This is a genomic window from Nonomuraea sp. B1E8 (assembly GCF_039871515.1).
In the GTDB taxonomy this organism is placed as follows: domain Bacteria; phylum Actinomycetota; class Actinomycetes; order Streptosporangiales; family Streptosporangiaceae; genus Nonomuraea.
This window is the reverse complement of sequence record NZ_JBDPLS010000015.1, coordinates 20,290-37,444: the sequence shown is the minus strand read 5'-3', so window position 1 is coordinate 37,444 and position 17,155 is coordinate 20,290. Positions and strand designations below refer to the sequence as shown.

Here is a 17,155-nt window from a genome sequence, read left to right as displayed (position 1 = left end):
GATCTACCCCTGTGGTCTGGTGGAATCTAGGGTTGTGAGTGGTCAGACCTGGCGCCTGGTGCGTCGCGGCAACGGCGGCCCTGTTGTGCCTCCTGTGCTCGACGAGCACCAGCGTGCCGTGGTCGAGCACGAGAGCGGCCCCCTCCTCGTCCTCGCCGGGCCCGGCACCGGCAAGACCACCACGATCGTGGAGAGCGTCGTCGACCGGATCGAGCGGCGGGGTCTCGACCCCGAGCGGGTGCTCATCCTCACCTTCAGCAGGAAGGCCGCCGAGGAGCTGCGCCAGCGCGTCACCGCCCGCCTGCGCCGCACCACCCGCACCCCGCTCGCCCTCACCTTCCACTCCTACGCCTACGCCCTCCTGCGCCGCGAGGCCGTGCTCGAAGGCAAGCCTCCGCCGCGCCTGCTCACCGGTCCCGAGCAGCTCCTGGAGATCCGCCGCCTGCTCCACGGCGAGCTGGAGAACGGCGCGCTCGACTGGCCGCCGTCGCTGCGCGAGCCGCTCAAGACCCGCGGGTTCGCCGAGGAGCTGCGCGACTTCCTGTCGCGGGCCAACGAGCGCGGCCTCGACGCCGAGCGCCTCGTCGCGCTCGGCCGGCGGCACGGGCGCGCCGACTGGGCGGCGGCCGGCAGGTTCGCCGAGCGTTACCAGGACAGGTTCGACCTCGACCCCGAGGAGACCTACGACTACGCCGAGCTCGTCAGGGCCGCCTCGGCGCTGCTGTCCCGGCCCGGGGTGCTGGCGCGCGAGCGGGCCGCGCACGACGTGGTGTTCGTCGACGAATACCAGGACACCGACCCGGCTCAGGAGCTGCTGCTGGCCCAGCTCGCGGGCGACGGCCGTGACCTGGTCGCGGTGGGAGACCCCGACCAGTCGATCTACGGCTTCAGGGGCGCCGACGTGCAGGGCATCATGCAGTTCCCCGAGCGGTTCCCGGCCCGCGACGGCCGCCCCGCGCCGGTGCTGGCGCTGCGGGTGTGCCGCAGGAGCGGCGCCGACCTGCTGGAGGCCTCGCGCCGGGTCGCCGCCCGGTTGCCGGTCGCCCCCATGCCCGACCACGCGTACGGGCACGAGCACGACCACCGCGACCTGGCGCCGCTGCTCGACGCCGAGGCCGGTGACGTACGGGTGCTGCTGGCCGACAGCACCAGCCAGGAGGCCGCCATCGTGGCCGACACCCTGCGGCGGGCCCACCTGATCGACGGCGTGCCGTGGCGCCGGATGGCGGTGCTGGTCCGCTCGGCCAAACGCCAGGTGCCGCTGCTGAGGCGGGCTTTGACCAACGCGGGCGTGCCGACGATGATCGCGGGCGATGAGGTGCCGATCGCCCAGGAGCCCGGCGTGCGCCCGCTGCTCACGATGTTGCGGGTCGCGCTCGACCCGGCCCAGCTCGACGAGCCGGTGGCGGAGGAGCTGCTGACGGGCCCGCTCGGCGGCACCGACATGATCGGCGTACGCCGGCTCCGCCGCGCTCTCAAGATCGCCGAGAACGACGCCGTGGCCGCGCTGCGCGAGGCGGGCGCCGGTGACGACGAGCGGCCGTTAGTGGCACGCTCGTCCGGCGAGCTGCTCGTCGCCGCCGTGCAGGACGTGCGCGAGCTCACCCGCGTCGAGCCCCACATCGCCCTGCCCGCCGAACGGGTCGCGGGGCTCCTCGCCACCGCCAGGGAGGCCGCACAGCAGGAGGGCACCGCCGAAGACCTCCTGTGGGCCGTGTGGCAGAGCAGCGGCCTGGCCGCGCGCTGGACCGACCTGAGCCTGGCGGGCGGTCCCAGGGGCGCGCAGGCCGACCGCGACCTCGACGCCGTGGTGGCGCTGTTCGACCACGCGGCCAGGTTCGTCGACCGCATGCCCAAGGCGGGCCCCGAGGTGTTCATCGACGACCTGGCCGCCCAGGAGATCCCCGGCGACACGCTGGCCGACCGGGCGCCCGACGGCGACGCCGTACGCGTGCTGACCGCCCACCGCTCCAAGGGCCTCGAGTGGGACGTCGTCGTGGTCGCGGGTGTGCAGGAGGGCGTCTGGCCCGATCTGCGCCTGCGCGGGTCGCTGCTCGGCGTCGACGACCTCGTCGAGGTGGTCGAGGGCGCCGAGCCGAGCGCCGCGTCGCTGGCCTCCAAGCTGCTGGCCGAGGAGCGCAGGCTGTTCTACGTGGCCGCGACCAGGGCCAGGCGCAGGCTCGTGGTGACGGCCGTGGGCGGCGACGACACCGACGAACGGCCGTCCAGGTTCCTGAGCGAGCTGATGCCGGGCGCGGTGGAGACGGCCACGGTCGACGACCGCGCCCGCTGGCTCACCATGTCCGCGCTCGTGGCCGACCTGCGCAGCGCGGTGACCGACCCCACCAAGCCGGCGAAGATGCGCCGGAAGGCCGCGAGCCAGCTCGCGCGCCTGGCCGCCGCGGGGGTCCAGGGAGCCCATCCCAACGACTGGTACGCCCTCACCCCCATCTCCGACGACCGCGCCCTGAGCTGGCCTGACGGGGTCGTCAGCATCTCGCCGTCGGCGGTCGAGAGCTTCACCAAGTGCGGCCTGCGCTGGCTCCTGGAGACGGCGGTCGGGGCCGCGGGCACCAGCACCGCCCAGGGCCTGGGAAACGTCATCCACGCGCTGGCCGTCCTGGCGGCCACCGACCTGCCCAGCGAGGATCTCCTCGGTGACCGCCTCGACCAGGTCTGGAACGATCTCGACTTCGGCGGCGTCTGGTACAACCGCAAGCAGCGCCAGGTCGCCGAGCAGATGATCGGCAAGTTCCTGCGCTGGCACAAGGAGAATCCGCGCGAGCTGGTGGCGCTGGAGGAGGCGTTCACCGCGATGCTCTCCGACGGCGTGCAGATCAAGGGCCGGGTCGACCGGGTCGAGCGCGACGGCGACAACCGCGCGGTCATCATCGACCTCAAGACCGGCGGCGCCAAGCCCAAGGCAGGTGATCTCGACCGCCATCCGCAGCTGGGCGTCTACCAGCTCGCGGCGCTGCTCGGCGCGTTCGCCCGGCACGGCATGACCGAGCCGGGCGGCGCCGCGCTGGTGCAGCTGGGCAAGGCGGCGGGCAAGAAGGAGGCGCTGGAGCAGCGGCAGGGCGCGCTGGCCGACGACCGCGACCCCGGCTGGGCCGCGGACCTGGTCGACACCGTGGCGACCGGCATGTCGGGCCCGTTCTTCCAGGCCAAGGTCAACGACGGCTGCCGCACCTGCGCGGCCAGGGCGAGCTGCCCGGTCAACGACAACGGGGGCCAGGTGTGCTGACCCCGGCCGAACTCGCCGGCAAGCTCGGCATCCTGCCCCCCACCCGCGAGCAGGCCGCGGTCATCGAGGCGCCGCTGGAGCCGACCGTCGTCATGGCGGGCGCGGGCTCGGGCAAGAGCGAGACGATGGCCGGCCGCGTGGTCTGGCTGGTCGCCAACGGCCTGGTCAAGCCGGAGAACGTGCTCGGCCTGACGTTCACCCGCAAGGCCGCGGCCGAGCTGGCCACGAGGGTCAGGGAGCGGTTGGCCGGCCTGGCGGAGGCAGGCCTGGTCGAGCCGGGCGCGCTCGACAACGAGCCCACCGTGTCCACCTACCACGCCTACGCCTCCCGCCTGGTGACCGACCACGCGCTGCGCGAGGGGCTGGAGCCGACCATGCGCCTGGTCACGCCCGCCGTGTCGTGGCAGCTCGCGTCGCGGGTGGTGGCGATGTACGACGGGCCGATGGACAAGATCGAGCTGGGGCCGCCGTCGGTCACGGCCGCCGTGCTGGAACTGGCGGGCGAGCTGTCGGAGCATCTGCGCTCGCCCTCCGACGTCAGGCGGCTGGGCGGGTGGCTGAAGGACCGCCTCGCCGCGCTGCCCGGCCGCACCACGCTCGCGCAGCGCAGGCCGCTCGGCGTCCAGGAGGCCAGGGAGCAGCTGCTGCCGCTGGTGGAGGCGTACGAACTGCTCAAGCGCCGCCGCGAGGTCATCGACTACGGCGACCAGATGTCGCTGGCCGCCAGGATCGCCTCCGGTCACAAGGAGGTCGGCGAGATCGAGCGCGCCCGCTTCTCCGTGGTGCTGCTCGACGAATACCAGGACACCAGCCACGCCCAGCTCGTGCTGCTGCGCTCTCTCTACGGCGGCGGCCATCCGGTGACCGCCGTGGGCGACCCCTGCCAGTCGATCTACGGCTGGCGCGGCGCCTCCTCCGGCAACCTTCGCCGCTTTTCCCGAGATTTCCGGACCAGCTCGGGTGATCTTGCCCCGGTCCGCCAGCTCAGCGTCAGCTTCCGCAACGGCGACCGCGTCCTCGACGTCGCCGCCCGCGTCCAGCTCCCGCTGCGCATGGAGGCCCGCGAGGTGCCGGTCCTCGTCCCCGGCCCCAACCGCGTCGACCGGGGCCGCGTCACCTGCGCCTTCCACGAGACCGCCGAGGACGAAGCCGCGTGGATCGCCGACGGCATCGCCAGGATCCTCGGCCAGGAGGTCGCGCCCGACGGCATGCCCTGGGGCGAGCAGGAGCGCAAGAAGACGCTCGCCGTGCAGCCCCAGGACGTCGCGATCCTGGCGCGCAAGCGCTCGCAGTTCCCTGCCCTGCGCAGGGCGCTCGAGGATCGCGACATCCCGGTCGAGGTGGTCGGCCTCGGCGGCCTGCTCACCGTGCCCGAGGTCAGCGACATCGTGGCCACCCTGCGTGTCCTCTACGACGCCACGGCCGGCGACGCGCTGGCCAGGCTGCTGGCCGGGCCGCGCTGGCGCATCGGCCCCGCCGACCTGCGGGTGCTGGGGGAGCGCGCGAGAGACCTGGCCCGCGAGCTGAGCGAGAGCCACCGCGAGGACGACCCGCTCGACCAGGTGGTGGCCGACCTGGCGGAGGAGCGCGGCAGCCTGGTCGACGCGCTGGACGAGCTGCCCGACAGGGAGGAGTGGCTGGAGGCGTTCTCGCCGCTGGCCCGCACCAGGCTCGTCGCGCTCGCCCACGAGCTGCGCCAGCTCAGAGCCCACACCGCGCAACCGCTGCCCGACCTGATCTCCGAGGTCGAGCGGCGGCTCGGTCTCGACGTCGAGGTGGCCGCGCGCAGCGGCACGGTCAGCGCGTTCGCGGCGCGGGCCGACCTCGACGCGTTCCTCGACGCGGCGTCCAGGTTCGCGGGCGACTCCGAGGATCCGACGCTCGGCGCCTTCCTGGCCTACCTGCAGGCGGCCGAGAGCGAGGAGTTCGGGCTGGAGGCCGGACGGGTCGGCGAGAGCAACAGCGTCAAGCTGATGACCGTGCACGCCTCCAAAGGGCTGGAATGGCCGATCGTGGTCGTGCCGGGGTTGTCGCAGCTCGTCAGCTCGAAGGGGACGATCGCCACGGGCAGCGTGTTCCCCGCCACCCCGGTCACCAACAGCCGCTGGACGGACAACCCGCGCAAGCTCCCCTACTCCCTGCGCGGCGACGCCGCCGACCTGCCCAGGCTCGGCGGGCTGAGCAAGGAGGAGCTGGCCGCGTTCGACGAGCGCTGCCGCGAGCGCGACCTGATGGAGGAGCGCAGGCTGGCGTACGTCGCGGTGACCCGGGCCCACTATCACCTGATCGCCTCCGGCTACCGCTGGGGCACCGCGACGAAGCCGCTGGAGCCGTCCGACTTCCTGCTGGAGATCCGCGACACCGCCGACCGCGTCTCGTTCTGGGCCGGCGACCTCGCGGAGGGGGTCACCAACCCGCTGCTCGCCGAGCCCGCCGAGGCCGTCTGGCCCGTCACGCCCGAAGGGCTGCGCTACGAGTCGGTGCTCGACGGCGCCCGCCTGGTCGAGGACGCCCTCTCAGGCAGGCTCGCCGGCTCACCCGCCGAGGAGGAAGAGGCCGGGGAGCCGCTGCGCTCGTTCGAGGAGGAGCGCCTGCGCGCCTGGGAACGCGACACCGACCTGCTCCTGCGCGAGCGCGAGCTGCACCGGCGCCGGCCCGCGACGACCGTCGAGCTGCCCGCGAAGCTGACCGTGTCGTCGCTGGTCACGCTGGCGGCCGACCCGCGCGAGCTGGCCCGCAGGATCCGCCGTCCCGTCCCGGCCAAGCCCGCGCCGCTGGCCCGGCGCGGCACGTCGTTCCACAAGTGGCTGGAGACGCGCTGGGACCAGCAGCGGCTGATCGACGACTTCGAGCTCGACCTGTACGACGAGCTCGAAGAGGCCGACGTGCGGCTGGCCGAGCTGCAGGAGCGGTTCGAGGAGAGCGAGTGGGCCGACCGGCGGCCGGTCGAGCTCGAGGTGCCGTTCGAGACCATGATCGCCGACCGGCTGGTGCGCGGGCGGATGGATGCCGTCTTCGAGCGGCCCGGCGGCGGCTACGAGGTCGTCGACTGGAAGACCGGGCAGCCGCCCAGGGGCAGGAAGGCCAGGGCGGCGTCGGTGCAGCTGGCGGCGTACCGGCTGGCCTGGTCGCAGCTGGCGGGCGTGCCGCTGGACCGGGTGGGCGCGGCCTTCCACTACGTACGCGCCAACCGCACGGTGCGCCCGGTCGACCTGCTCGACGCCGACGGCCTGGTGGCGCTCATCGAGAGCGTCAGGATCGCAGATAGTGGAAAGCCGGCTTCGGGTGCATGAGGAAGTCGTGGTGCGAGATGTTCCAGGCGTAGGCGCCGGCCATCTCGAAGACCACGGTGTCGCCCACGCGGGCCGTAGTCACGATATTTCGGGCGAAAACGTCTTTCGGGGTGCACAACTGGCCGACGAACGTCATCGGCTCGTCGGCGACCCCCGGCCCTGACCCCGTGGGAAGCACCGTGAAGGGCTGGTCGTGGCCCTTGGTGGCCGGCGTGCGCAGGTGGTGGGTGCCGCCCAGCACGATCGCGTACGCCTCGCCGCGCACCCGCTTCACGTCCACGACCCTGGTCACGTAGAAGCCGCAGTAGACGGTCAGCGCCCGGCCCGGCTCGATCCGAAGCCGCCGCCCCCGGCCCAGCGCCGCCAGCCCGGCCCCGTACGCCTCCCAGTCGAACCTCCTCTCCGGCGCGGCATAGGAGACCGCCATGCCGCCGCCCAGGTTGACCTCGTCGTACGCGCCCCCGAGCAGGATCCCGGCCAGCCGCAGCAACTCGTCCGCGTCCAGCCCGCTGGCCAGGTGCGCGTGCAGGCCGCGCAGCCGCACCCGCTCGCCGAACAGCGGCAGGCACTCGGCCACGCCCTCCTCGTCCATCCCGAACGGGCCGCTCATCGTGAGCGCCGCTCCCTCCACCGGCAGGTCGGGGTTGAGCCGGAGCAGCACGTCGGCCTCCAGGCCCGTGGCGAGCAGGCGGCGCAGCTCGTTCGGCGACTCCACGTGGATGCGGTGGTGCGGCAGGCGCAGCTCCGCGTCGGTCTTGCCGGGTCCGCCGAGCGCCACCGGCATGCCCGGGAACAGGCTCGTGACGTGGGCGTGCTCGCCACCCGACGACACCTCGAACCCGTCCACGTGCCCGGCCAGCACGCGCAGCAGCTCGGCGTCGGGGTTGGCCTTGACGGCGTAGTACAGCTCGGCCGCACCCAGCGCCTGCCGTACGGACGCGACGTGCTCGTCCAGCGCGGGCAGGTCATAGAGGTAGGCCGGGACGGCGGGCAGGCTCGTGGCGGCGTCCCCGACGCGGGCGCTGATCACGCGAGCGGGTTCGCGATCGGGACGTAACCGGCGGTCCGGTCGGCGGCCCTGGCCCAGCGCACGCCCAGGTTCGCCTTGGCCGGCAGCGGCGCCCCTGCCAGCAGGTCCGACAGGGGCAGCGGCCGGCCCAGCTCGCCGGCCTGGCGGGCCAGCAGGTCGCGGGCGACGTGCCACAACGCGCGCAGCAGCGCGTCGTCGGGTCCGGCGAGCGTCGCGGCGATCTCGGTGAGGTGGTTGACGAGCAGGCAGTAGACCACCCGGGCCCAGCCCTGCTCGGCGTCGTAGGTGAGGGCCCTGGTGACGTCGGGGTGCAGGCCGCCGAGGTCGTGCCGGCCCTCGACGAGCTTGGTGCCCTCCAGGTCGCGGAAGACGGCCTGCGCGGGCAGCCCGGAGGTGTCCAGGCCGACCAGGACGTTCTGCAGGTGGGGCTCCAGCACCACGCCGTGGGTGAAATACAGCTCCAGCACCGGCAGCGCCACCACCCGCACGTACGCCTCCCACCACGGCAGCGGATCCAGGGCGGGAGCGTCGAGGGCGAGGGCGGCGGCCAGCACCGGGGTCACGCCGGGGGAGCAGGCGGCCCACGGGCTCTGCCTGACGATCACGCCCAGCCCTTCGAGCATCCTCAAGCCGAGGGTGGCCGAACGGTAGCCGGGTTCGGGCAACCAGCGGGTGGCGGGATGCCGGGCCGACACGTCACCAAATATGGGTTCGAGTCGCCTGGTCAGCTCCACGGCCCCGGCCAGCTCGTACCAGGCGTTCTTCCGCACGCAGTTCGTGATCCGTACATCCAGGGAGAACTTCAGGCAAACCTCCGCCTCCGGGGCGTACACCGTCCGTACGGACGAGGTCGGCTGCACCACAGGGCCGGGCCCGAGGTCGACCAGCTCGGCCCCGAACGCGGGCCGCAGCAGGTCGAGCTGCCACGGATGCGCGGGCAGCAGCCGGTAGCCCGCCGGCGCGTCGCCCATCGCGTCGAGCGCCGACGCGTCCCCGTCCTGCGCGACGAGGTCCGCCCGCACGCCGAGCAGCCTGAGAGGGAACTCGGCGTGCGCCTCCGGCGCGTACCGCAACCAGCCGGCCCCGCCCCGCGCCTTCGGGCTGGGGTGGAACGGATGGCCGAACACGAGCGACTGTTCCGACGCCAGCCACGGATCGGCGGGCGGCCCGGCCGCGCCCCTGGCCGTCAGGATCGCCGCCACGGCGTCCCTGCTGGCCGCCACCTGACCGGCGAACTCGCCGTTGCACTCGAGCCCTCCCAGCTCGGCCTCGGCCAGCCCGATCAGCTCGTCCGTGGTCAGCGCCTGCCACGCGCCCCCGGCCAGGCGCTCCGGCGGGCCGTCGAAGCGCAGCGCGGCGCCGCCGTGGGCACGCACGCGCAGCAGCGTGCCCGCGACCCGCAGCAGCAGGTACGGCGGCGCCGGCCACACCAGGCCGCGCGGCCCGGCCACCTCCCGCACGCAGCAGCGCAGCAGGGCCGCCAGCGTCGCCTCCTCGGCCAGGGCGGAGGGCGCCGCTACGGCCAGTCCGTCAAGGCTCGGCATTCACGCTCTCCTCAGATAGTTGGGCCCGCTGGTCCCGTAGAACTTGTTGATGTCGCGGGCGCCGGACCGCTCCTTCGCCACGAGCGTCCCGGCTGTGATCATGGACTTGCCGGTCAGCCTGGCGGCGTCGAGCGTCCGGGCGCGCAGGAGCCTGGCCATGGGGTCGTCGCCGTACTCGGCGAGCGCCTCGGCCAGCGTGTCGCGCAGCAGCGCGGACGCGCGGGCGTGCGGCAGCGCCCCGAACGTGACCGCCGCGGCGGCCAGGTGCAGGGTGATGGTCACGAACACGTCGGCCAGCGCGTGCGGATCGTCGTTCAGCATGCGCCGGTCCCCGAACTCCGGCACCGCCACCCCGGCGGCGGCCAGCCGCGCCGGTGAGGCCAGCAGCCCGTCGTTGTCCTTGACGAGCAGCTTCATGCGGTCTCCCCCGAGAACCAGGGCGAGGTTCTGCTGGTGGGCCTCCAGCGCGACGCCGTAACGCACGAGAAGCCGTACGTTCCACCGCAACAGCAGCCGCAGATAGCCGGGCAGCACGTCGCCCACCTCGTCGAGCACGCCGGGAGCGGTCAACGCGGCGACCGGCACGATCTCGCCCGCGGGCAGCCGCCTGGCCATCCACGCCAGATGTTCGTCCCCGGTCTGCGCGTAGGTCTGCTCGTCGGCCAGCAGCACGTCCGGGCCGGCCAGCTCGCGCAGCAGCAGCTCGGCTCTGGCGCCGTCGGCCAGCGTCCCCGGCCTGATCGAGCGGCGGTTCCTGGCCCCCAGCGTGCTGATCGGCAGCGGCAGCTTGAGATGCAGCCGGGGGGCGACCTCGACGGTCCGCATGGACAGGGTGGGCCGCACGGTGACCGCGGCCTGGTCGAGCAGGCGCACGCCGTCGATCTTCCGTACCTCGCCGGTGGTCAGCGGGTGCACGGGGAACAGCGCCTCGCGCGGCCCCACGGGCAGGCCGGGGTCGGCTTCCGCGGGAAGGCGCACGGCGGAGCCCGGCGCGAGCGCGTCCCGCGGCACGGCCGCCCACCGCAGCTCGAAGGCGGGCCCGAACTCCGGCGCGTAGGCCACCAGCTCGTCCTCGGACAACCCCGGCCGGGCGCGGGAGGTCGGATAGACCGGATGGTCCACGAACGCGGCCCGCGTCTCGTACGACGGCCGCCGCGCCAGCACCTCGTCCGCCCGGGAGTCGTGCGCCTCCAGCGCGGCCAGCGCCGCCAGGCACTCCTCGAAGAACGCCGCCACCCCTTCGGCGTCGGCGGGGTCGGCCACCTCCACGAGCGTCTCCAGCACCTGCTCCAGGCCCAGCCGCTCGCCCTCGGCGACCACGAAGTCCTGGAACAGCAGCCCTGGCGCCAGGCGCACCCAGCGGCCGTCCGCCAGCAGCAGCCCGACGCCGTCCCTGGTCCTGGTGACGCGGGAGGACAGCCCGCCGTAGTCCTCGCGCAGCAGGGCGTTCAGCACCCGCGCGGCGAGGTACGCCTCCCTGGCGCTCATTCGAGCACCCACGGTCGGCGGGCCCGGTAGCCGGCGATGGCCGCGTCGACCCGCGCCCGGTCGGGCCCGACCGCGCGGACGACGGCCAGGTAGTCGCGGTTGGTGTGGGTGAGGGAGACGACGTCGCCGACGGCCCGCAAGGGCCGGTGCCAGAGCCGTACGTCTCCGGCCTCGACGGACTCGTGGCCGGGCGCCTGCTTGATCGTCCCCGGCCGGTCGGCGACCAGGCTGACCGCGCTCCCGTATCCGGCGGTTTCTGGGACGGCGGGCGCCGGCTCGCCGAGGTGCACCCGCAGGATCCACGCGAACAGCGGCACCCGGAGCATGTCGCCCAGCAGGAAGTCGCAGTGGTCGCCGATCACCCGGTAGTTGACCTCGACGATCCTCGGCCCGCGCGGGGTGACGACGTACTCGGTGTGGCAGGCCCCGAACCCCGCTCCGAGCGCCCGCAACGCCTCCAGCACGTGCTCGTGCGGCCCGCCGGGCGCCCAGTCGAGCCGCTCTTCGACGAAGTACGGCAGCGGCCCCAGCGTCGTCTCGAACCCGCCGAGCACCCGCAGCCCGGTGCCGTCGCCCAGCGTCTCCAGCGTGCGCAGCGGCCCTTCGAGGTATTCCTCCACGACCAGCGCCTCGCCGGGCCGCCGCTTCCTGACCTCGGCCACGGCCCGGTCCAGGTCTCGCTCGACGAGCATGACGTCCTCGCTGGCCACGCCCTCGCGCGGCTTGAGCACGACCGGGTAGGGCGGGTCGCCGGGCACCGGGTCTCCGGGCGCGAGCCGTACGGTGAAGACCTGCTCGACCCCCGCCTCCCGCAGCCGGCGCCGCATGAGGAACTTGTTCTTGGCCGCCACGCACGCCCGCCAGTCCTTGCCGGGCAGCCCGAAGTAGTCCGCGGCCAGCGCCGTCTCCGCCTGCAGGTGGTCGGAGTTGGAGAAGATCGCGTCGGGTCTGCCGAGCTGCTCGACCGTGTCGATCAGCGCGCGCGGATCCCGCACGTCGCACGCGACCGCGTGCGGATGCTGCTCAGGCCGGTCCGTCAGGATCGTCACCTCGCAGCCCAGCGCGCGTGCCGCGGGCAGGAAGCCGTCCGTCACGGAGTCGGTCGGTTTGAGCGCGGTCAGGTAGAGCCGCAACGCGAGGACCCCCAGAAGAATCAGGTAAGCCTTACCTAACTCATCGATCGTAGCTCAGAGAGATCATCGCGTCGCCCGGATACGTTAATCGGCCGCCAACTGCGAGGTCATAGGATGACATGGAATTCGGGAGGGGACGATCGGTGGGAACGACCGCGGAAGAGCAACTCGTCGGACCACTGCTTCTGGCGCGGGGCACCGTCGACAGATCCGTGCTGCTGCGAGCCGACGAACACCGGCTGGAGCAGGCGTGGTCGGATCCGGCGACCAGGGTGCTGGTGATCGACAACGGTCACACGCTGGTGCGCCGGCAGGGAGATGAGGTGCAGGCGGTGCTCTTCACCACCGCGGAGGCGCCCCCGGGGCCGCGCTATCTCCTCGGCGTGGAGGGCGGAGCCGCCTACTTCGCGGTCGCCGCGCCGCTGCCCGGCGTCTCCAGAGGCGACGGCAACGGCCGCGTGACCGTCCCGATGGGCCTGCGTGACACGCCCGAGGGCGTGCCGGTGCCGGCCGGGCTGCGCCAGGCGGGCGGTCTGCTCGGCGACCGCGACGCGGGCCTGCTGGTCTACGCCGTGGCGCTGGAGGCCTGGCACACGACCCACGAGTTCTGCCCGCGCTGTGGCGCCCGCACCACGATCCAGGCGGGCGGCCACATCCGCGTCTGCCCGCAGGACTCCAGCCAGCACTTCCCGCGCGTCGACCCGGCCGTGATCATGCTGATCCGCGACCCCGACGACCGCTGCCTGCTCGCCCGCGGGCCCCAGTGGCCGCGGGGCCGCCTGTCGATCCTGGCGGGGTTCGTCGAGCCGGGCGAGTCGCTGGAGGCCGCCGTCGCGCGCGAGGTGGCGGAGGAGGTCGGCATCACCGTCGTCAACCCGCGCTATCTCGGCAGCCAGCCGTGGCCGTTCCCGCGCAGCCTCATGCTCGGCTTCTTCGCCGACGCCACGACCACCACCCTGACACCCGACGCCGAGGAGATCGCCGAGGCGCACTGGTTCTCCCGCGAGGAGCTGGTGCGGGCGCTCGACTCGGGCGAGCTGCGCCTGCCGCCGCCGGTGTCGATAGCCCGCCGCCTGATCGAGACGTGGTACGGCGGCGAGCTGACCGGCGACTGGTGATCAGGCGGGCGCGAGCAGGGCCTTGACCTCGATGGCCGACGGGTTGGTGCGCACGACGCGGCCGCCCGGGGTGTCGATGACGACGGTCGGCACCACCTGGTTGCCGTTGTTGACGCTCATCACGAACTCCGCGGCGGCGGGGTCACGCTCGATGTCGACCTCGTCGTAACTGATGCCCTCGCGGGTCAGCTGGGACTTGAGCCGCTTGCAGGGGCCGCACCACGTGGTGCTGTAGATCGTGAGCGCCATGTTGGGAAATCCCTCCAAGGTCAGGAAGACAGGCGCTCGGTGCAACAACGCGACCCTGCCGCTTAATCCCGCCCGGTCCCCGGCCGTCAGCCGATGCGCTCGGCGATCCAGGCCTGCACGCGCTCGGCCACGCCGGGCATGCGGTAGAGGGGGGCGCTGTGGTTGCTGCCCGGCGCGGCGTAGACCGTCACGGGGACTCCGACCTGGCCCAGCATCTGCTTGAGCAGCTGGCTCTGCACCGGCGGCACGAACTCGTCCTTCGAGTGCACGGCCAGCACCGGCGCGTCCTTGCGGCTGGCGTGCCAGGCCACCTCCATGCTGGCCCACACGCGCGAGCACTTGCCCTTGGGATGGCAGTCGCCCGCCAGGCGGATGGCGGCGGTGCGCAGCTTGCGCTTGTTCGGCTCGATGGCCTTCGCGCCGTCGGCGTAGGCGCGCAGCGGCGAGATGATCGGCGACAGCCCCACCACGCCCTTGAGGCCGGCGATGCCGTCACCGTAGGTGCCGACGGCGGCCGCGATGTGGCCGCCGGCGGAGAAGCCGACCACCACGTAGTTGCTCGGGTCGAACGCCCACCTGTCGGCGTGCTTGCGGGCCGTCGCGATCGCGGCCAGCGCGTCGGTGCGCTGCGCCGGCCAGGCGGCGTCGCCGGACAGGCGGTAGTTGAGGTTGAAGACCGTGTAGCCGAGCTCGGCGTAGCTCCGCGTGATCTCCTTCATGTATCTCTTGTCGCCGCTGGACCACCAGCCGCCGTGGATCAGGAAGACACCCGGGCGCTCCATGCCGTCGGGGGTCCACCACACGTCCATGCTCTGGCGCTTGTGGCGGCCGTACGCGACGCTTTCTAACGCGAGGCCCCCAAGCCCATCCGGATTCAGGGGATTACTCACCGTAGGGCCGGGTGTGGGCTCCCTGGTCGCATTCGCGGCGACGACCGGTGTGAGCACAACGGCAGCGAGCGTCAGAGCACCCACAGTCACCGCAGTTCGCACGGCCTTCCTTTCCCCCATGCAGATGGTCGGCCCCATTGTGGGGGAAGAGACCAGTAGTTTGCATCTTGTTGGCTATGAACATACGCCGGCAGGCATGTTGCCAGAATAAAGCGCATGGCCGCCACTCCTTGGGAATATGTACGGGTGAACAACGGTGAACAACGTGGATGACGTTCTGATCGGTCTCGATCCCGAGCAGCGGGCGGTCGCCGAGGCCGTGCGGGGGCCGGTGTGCGTGCTGGCGGGCGCGGGCACGGGCAAGACCAGGGCGATCACCCACCGCATCGCGTACGCGGTCCGCAGCGGCGTCGTCGAGGCGCGGAGCGTCCTGGCTGTGACGTTCACCACGCGCGCGGCGGGCGAGCTGCGCCAGCGCCTGCGCACGCTGGGCGCGCCCGGGGTGCAGGCGCGCACCTTCCACGCGGCGGCGCTGCGCCAGCTCACCTACTTCTGGCCGCGGGTCATCGGCGGTGAGGCCCCTTCGGTGATCGAGTCGAAGCTGCCGGTGCTGGTGGAGGCCTGCCGCCAGGTCCGGAGAAATCCCGACCGGTCCGAGCTGCGAGACATCGCGGCCGAGGTCGAATGGGCCAAGGTCACCCAGATCGGCCCGGAAGACTACGTCGCGGCCGCGGCCAAACACCACCGCACCCCTCCCGTGCCGGCCGAGGAGGTGGCCCGCCTCTACGCCACGTACGAGCAGATCAGGCGCGAGCGCCACCTGGTCGACTTCGAGACCATTCTCGAGCTGACCGCGGCCGTGATGACCGAGCACCAGGAGGTGGCGGCCCAGATCCGCCAGCAGTACCGCTACTTCGTCGTCGACGAATACCAGGACGTCAACCCGCTGCAGAAACTCCTGCTCGACACCTGGCTCGGCGGGCGCGACGACATCTGCGTGGTCGGCGACCCCAACCAGACCATCTACTCCTTCACCGGCGCCAGCCCCCGCTACCTCTCCGGGTTCGCGGTGGAGCACCCGGAGGCCGCCGTCATCAAGCTGGTGCGCGACTACCGCTCCACCCCCCAGGTGGTCGACCTGGCCAATCTCGTCATCGCCAAGGGCAGGTCCCCCCACCGCCTCGAACTCGTCGCCCAGCGCCCCGACGGCCCCAAGCCGGCGTTCGCCGACTACGACGACGAGCCCGCCGAGGCCGCGGGCGTGGCCAGAGCCATCAGGAAGCTCCTCGACAAGGGCGTGCCCTCGCGCGAGATGGCCGTGCTCTTCCGCGTCAACTCCCAGTCCGAGGCCTACGAGGAGGCCCTGTCCAAGGCCGAGATCCCCTACGTCCTGCGCGGCGCCGAGCGCTTCTTCGAACGGCCCGAGGTGCGCCAGGCGGTCGTCCTCCTGCGCGGCGCCGCCCGCTCCGCGGCCGGCGAACCCCTGGCCTCCGAGGTCCACCACATCCTCGCCGGCATCGGCCTGACCCCCACGCCCCCCTCCGGAGGCGGCAAGGCCCGGGAGAAGTGGGAGTCGCTGAAAGCCCTGGCCGACCTCGCCGAGGACATGGCCGCCGAGGGCGCCGACCTGCCCACGTTCGTGGCCGAGCTCGAACGCCGCGCCTCCGAGCAGCACGCCCCGCCCGTCGAAGGTGTCACCCTCGCCTCACTCCACGCCGCCAAGGGCCTGGAATGGGACGCCGTGTTCCTGGTCGGCCTGACCGACGGCATGGTGCCCATCATCTACGCGGAAACCCCCGACCAGATCGAGGAGGAACGCCGCCTCCTCTACGTCGGCATCACCCGAGCCCGTGAACACCTCTCCCTGTCCTGGGCCCTCGCCCGCGCGCCGGGCGGGCGCAAGAGCCGCCGCCCCTCCCGGTTCCTCGACGGCCTCACCGGCCGCGCCTCCACCCCGGCCCGCGTCGCGTCGCCGTCCCGCGAACGCCGCCAGGTGGCCGCGCCGGTCAGCTGCCGCGTCTGCGCCAAGACGCTGGTGGCGGCCGCCGAACAGAAACTCGGCCGCTGCTCGACCTGTCCCGCCGACTACGACGAGGCCCTCCTCGAACGCCTGAAAGCCTGGCGTACGGCCACGGCCAAGGAAGCCAAGATTCCGCCGTACGTCGTCTTCACGGACGTCACCCTCCAGGCGATCGCGGAACGCGCGCCCGAGACGGAGCAACAACTGCTGTCGATCGCGGGCATCGGCAAGGTCAAGTTCGACCGCTACGGCGAAGCCGTCCTCGCCCTCTGCCGCCACCCCTGACCACTCCAGGCTTCGCTTCGGTCACCAGGAGCTGACACGATCATGTCCATGACCTTCGCACCGCCGCCGGAGGCCGCCGCCTGGCGACACCTCGGCGCGCGCACCGGCTTCGAGGTGGTCTACTTCCGTCCGACGGGCGGAGGCGGGCACCGCGTCGAGGGCTGCACGACGGCCGTCGAGGACGGGGTGGCCTGGGCGGTCGACTACGCGATCGACGTGGACCGCGACTGGGTCACCCGGCGTGCGGAGATCAGGAGCCGATCGGCGGCCGGACCCCGGCACGCCGTCCTGGAGGGCGACGGTGACGGCGGCTGGCGGATCGACGGCGTGCCGGCCTCTCACCTGGACGGCTGCCTGGACGTGGATCTGGAGTCGTCGGCGGTGACCAACACGTTCCCCGTGCACCGGATGCGCCTGGCCGTGGGCGGGGGAGCCGGAGCCCCGGCCGCGTACGTCCGCGCCGCCGATCTCACCGTCGAGCGCCTCGACCAGCGCTACGTCCGGGTCGCCGACGACGGCCAGGGACAGCGTTACGACTACGAAGCGCCGGTCTTCGGCTTCGCCTGCCGCCTGGTCTACGACGCGTCAGGGCTCGTCCTCGACTACCCCGGTCTGGCCGCCCGGGCTCTGTGAGCTCGGCGAGGCGGTCCCCGGCGTCCAGGACGGATGCCTCAAGAAACGGCCCGGCGAAGCAGGCGGCGAGGGCTTGCCCCGAGAGCTGGACGCGCCGTCGCGAGAGTCGTGGGCCGGATGCCCGAAGCGGCCACGATCTGTCCGCTACTCCTGCGAGGGTGGTCTCCGGGAACCGAACGACAGGGCCTACGCCTCCGGAGGGGCGGGCCGGAACGGGCCAGGAAA

Annotated in this window: 11 protein-coding genes; 5 read left to right on the top strand and 6 right to left on the bottom strand. The window is 72.9% G+C overall.

Annotated features, from left to right (window positions below):
* The first annotated feature begins 34 nt into the window (after nucleotides 1-34).
* Nucleotides 35-3,247, top strand: a complete 3,213-nt coding sequence (locus tag ABGA98_RS37355) for an ATP-dependent DNA helicase (RefSeq protein ID WP_347623166.1) — start codon at nucleotides 35-37, stop codon at nucleotides 3,245-3,247.
* Entirely contained in the window at nucleotides 3,241-6,540 is a 3,300-nt protein-coding gene (locus ABGA98_RS37350) for an ATP-dependent DNA helicase (protein WP_347623165.1), read from the top strand. The genes ABGA98_RS37355 and ABGA98_RS37350 overlap by 7 nt, the downstream gene beginning before the upstream one ends.
* Here the strand turns inward: ABGA98_RS37350 and ABGA98_RS37345 are convergent.
* The 4 genes from ABGA98_RS37345 to ABGA98_RS37330 are packed head-to-tail and all read right to left on the bottom strand — an operon-like array spanning nucleotide 6,500 to nucleotide 11,735.
* Nucleotides 6,500-7,570: a type III PLP-dependent enzyme gene (locus ABGA98_RS37345; RefSeq protein WP_347623164.1), complete on the bottom strand. Its 1,071-nt coding sequence runs from the start codon at nucleotides 7,568-7,570 to the stop codon at nucleotides 6,500-6,502. The two genes, ABGA98_RS37350 and ABGA98_RS37345, sit on opposite strands and share 41 nt — an antisense overlap.
* Nucleotides 7,567-9,114: an IucA/IucC family protein gene (locus tag ABGA98_RS37340; protein WP_347623163.1), complete on the bottom strand. Its 1,548-nt coding sequence runs from the start codon at nucleotides 9,112-9,114 to the stop codon at nucleotides 7,567-7,569. The genes ABGA98_RS37345 and ABGA98_RS37340 overlap by 4 nt, the downstream gene beginning before the upstream one ends.
* On the bottom strand, nucleotides 9,115-10,602 hold the full coding sequence (locus ABGA98_RS37335; protein ID WP_347623162.1) for an IucA/IucC family protein: 1,488 nt from the start codon (nucleotides 10,600-10,602) through the stop codon (nucleotides 9,115-9,117).
* Nucleotides 10,599-11,735 (bottom strand): siderophore biosynthesis protein, encoded by a 1,137-nt coding sequence (locus tag ABGA98_RS37330; RefSeq protein WP_347623161.1) that lies wholly within the window; start codon nucleotides 11,733-11,735, stop codon nucleotides 10,599-10,601. The genes ABGA98_RS37335 and ABGA98_RS37330 overlap by 4 nt, the downstream gene beginning before the upstream one ends.
* A gap of 143 nt (nucleotides 11,736-11,878) precedes the next feature.
* Here ABGA98_RS37330 and nudC point away from each other — a divergent pair, with 143 nt between their 5' ends.
* Complete coding sequence (gene nudC, locus ABGA98_RS37325; protein ID WP_347623160.1) at nucleotides 11,879-12,853, top strand: NAD(+) diphosphatase; 975 nt, start codon at nucleotides 11,879-11,881, stop codon at nucleotides 12,851-12,853.
* Here the strand turns inward: nudC and ABGA98_RS37320 are convergent, their stop codons facing one another.
* Together ABGA98_RS37320 and ABGA98_RS37315 are read right to left on the bottom strand one after the other, a co-directional pair.
* Entirely contained in the window at nucleotides 12,854-13,102 is a 249-nt protein-coding gene (locus ABGA98_RS37320) for a mycoredoxin (protein ID WP_347623159.1), read from the bottom strand.
* Nucleotides 13,103-13,188: 86 nt separating this feature from the next.
* Nucleotides 13,189-13,911 carry an alpha/beta hydrolase gene (locus tag ABGA98_RS37315; RefSeq protein ID WP_347623158.1) on the bottom strand — a complete coding sequence of 241 codons (723 nt, stop codon included), beginning with the start codon at nucleotides 13,909-13,911 and terminating at the stop codon, nucleotides 13,189-13,191.
* Nucleotides 13,912-14,257: 346 nt separating this feature from the next.
* Here ABGA98_RS37315 and ABGA98_RS37310 point away from each other — a divergent pair, with 346 nt between their 5' ends.
* Together ABGA98_RS37310 and ABGA98_RS37305 are read left to right on the top strand one after the other, a co-directional pair.
* Entirely contained in the window at nucleotides 14,258-16,297 is a 2,040-nt protein-coding gene (locus tag ABGA98_RS37310; protein WP_347623157.1) for an ATP-dependent DNA helicase UvrD2, read from the top strand.
* Nucleotides 16,298-16,345: 48 nt separating this feature from the next.
* Nucleotides 16,346-16,930: a putative glycolipid-binding domain-containing protein gene (locus ABGA98_RS37305; RefSeq protein ID WP_347623156.1), complete on the top strand. Its 585-nt coding sequence runs from the start codon at nucleotides 16,346-16,348 to the stop codon at nucleotides 16,928-16,930.
* Nucleotides 16,931-17,155 lie beyond the last annotated feature (225 nt).

What these genes read in the sequence shown, in the direction of transcription:
- ABGA98_RS37305 (WP_347623156.1), top strand. Translation starts at nt 16,346, where the DNA reads ATGACCTTCGCACCGCCGCCGGAGGCCGCCGCCTGGCGACACCTCGGC.
- ABGA98_RS37340 (WP_347623163.1), bottom strand. Translation starts at nt 9,114, where the DNA reads ATGCCGAGCCTTGACGGACTGGCCGTAGCGGCGCCCTCCGCCCTGGCC.
- ABGA98_RS37335 (WP_347623162.1), bottom strand. Translation starts at nt 10,602, where the DNA reads ATGAGCGCCAGGGAGGCGTACCTCGCCGCGCGGGTGCTGAACGCCCTG.
- ABGA98_RS37315 (WP_347623158.1), bottom strand. Translation starts at nt 13,911, where the DNA reads ATGGACGTGTGGTGGACCCCCGACGGCATGGAGCGCCCGGGTGTCTTC.
- ABGA98_RS37320 (WP_347623159.1), bottom strand. Translation starts at nt 13,102, where the DNA reads ATGGCGCTCACGATCTACAGCACCACGTGGTGCGGCCCCTGCAAGCGG.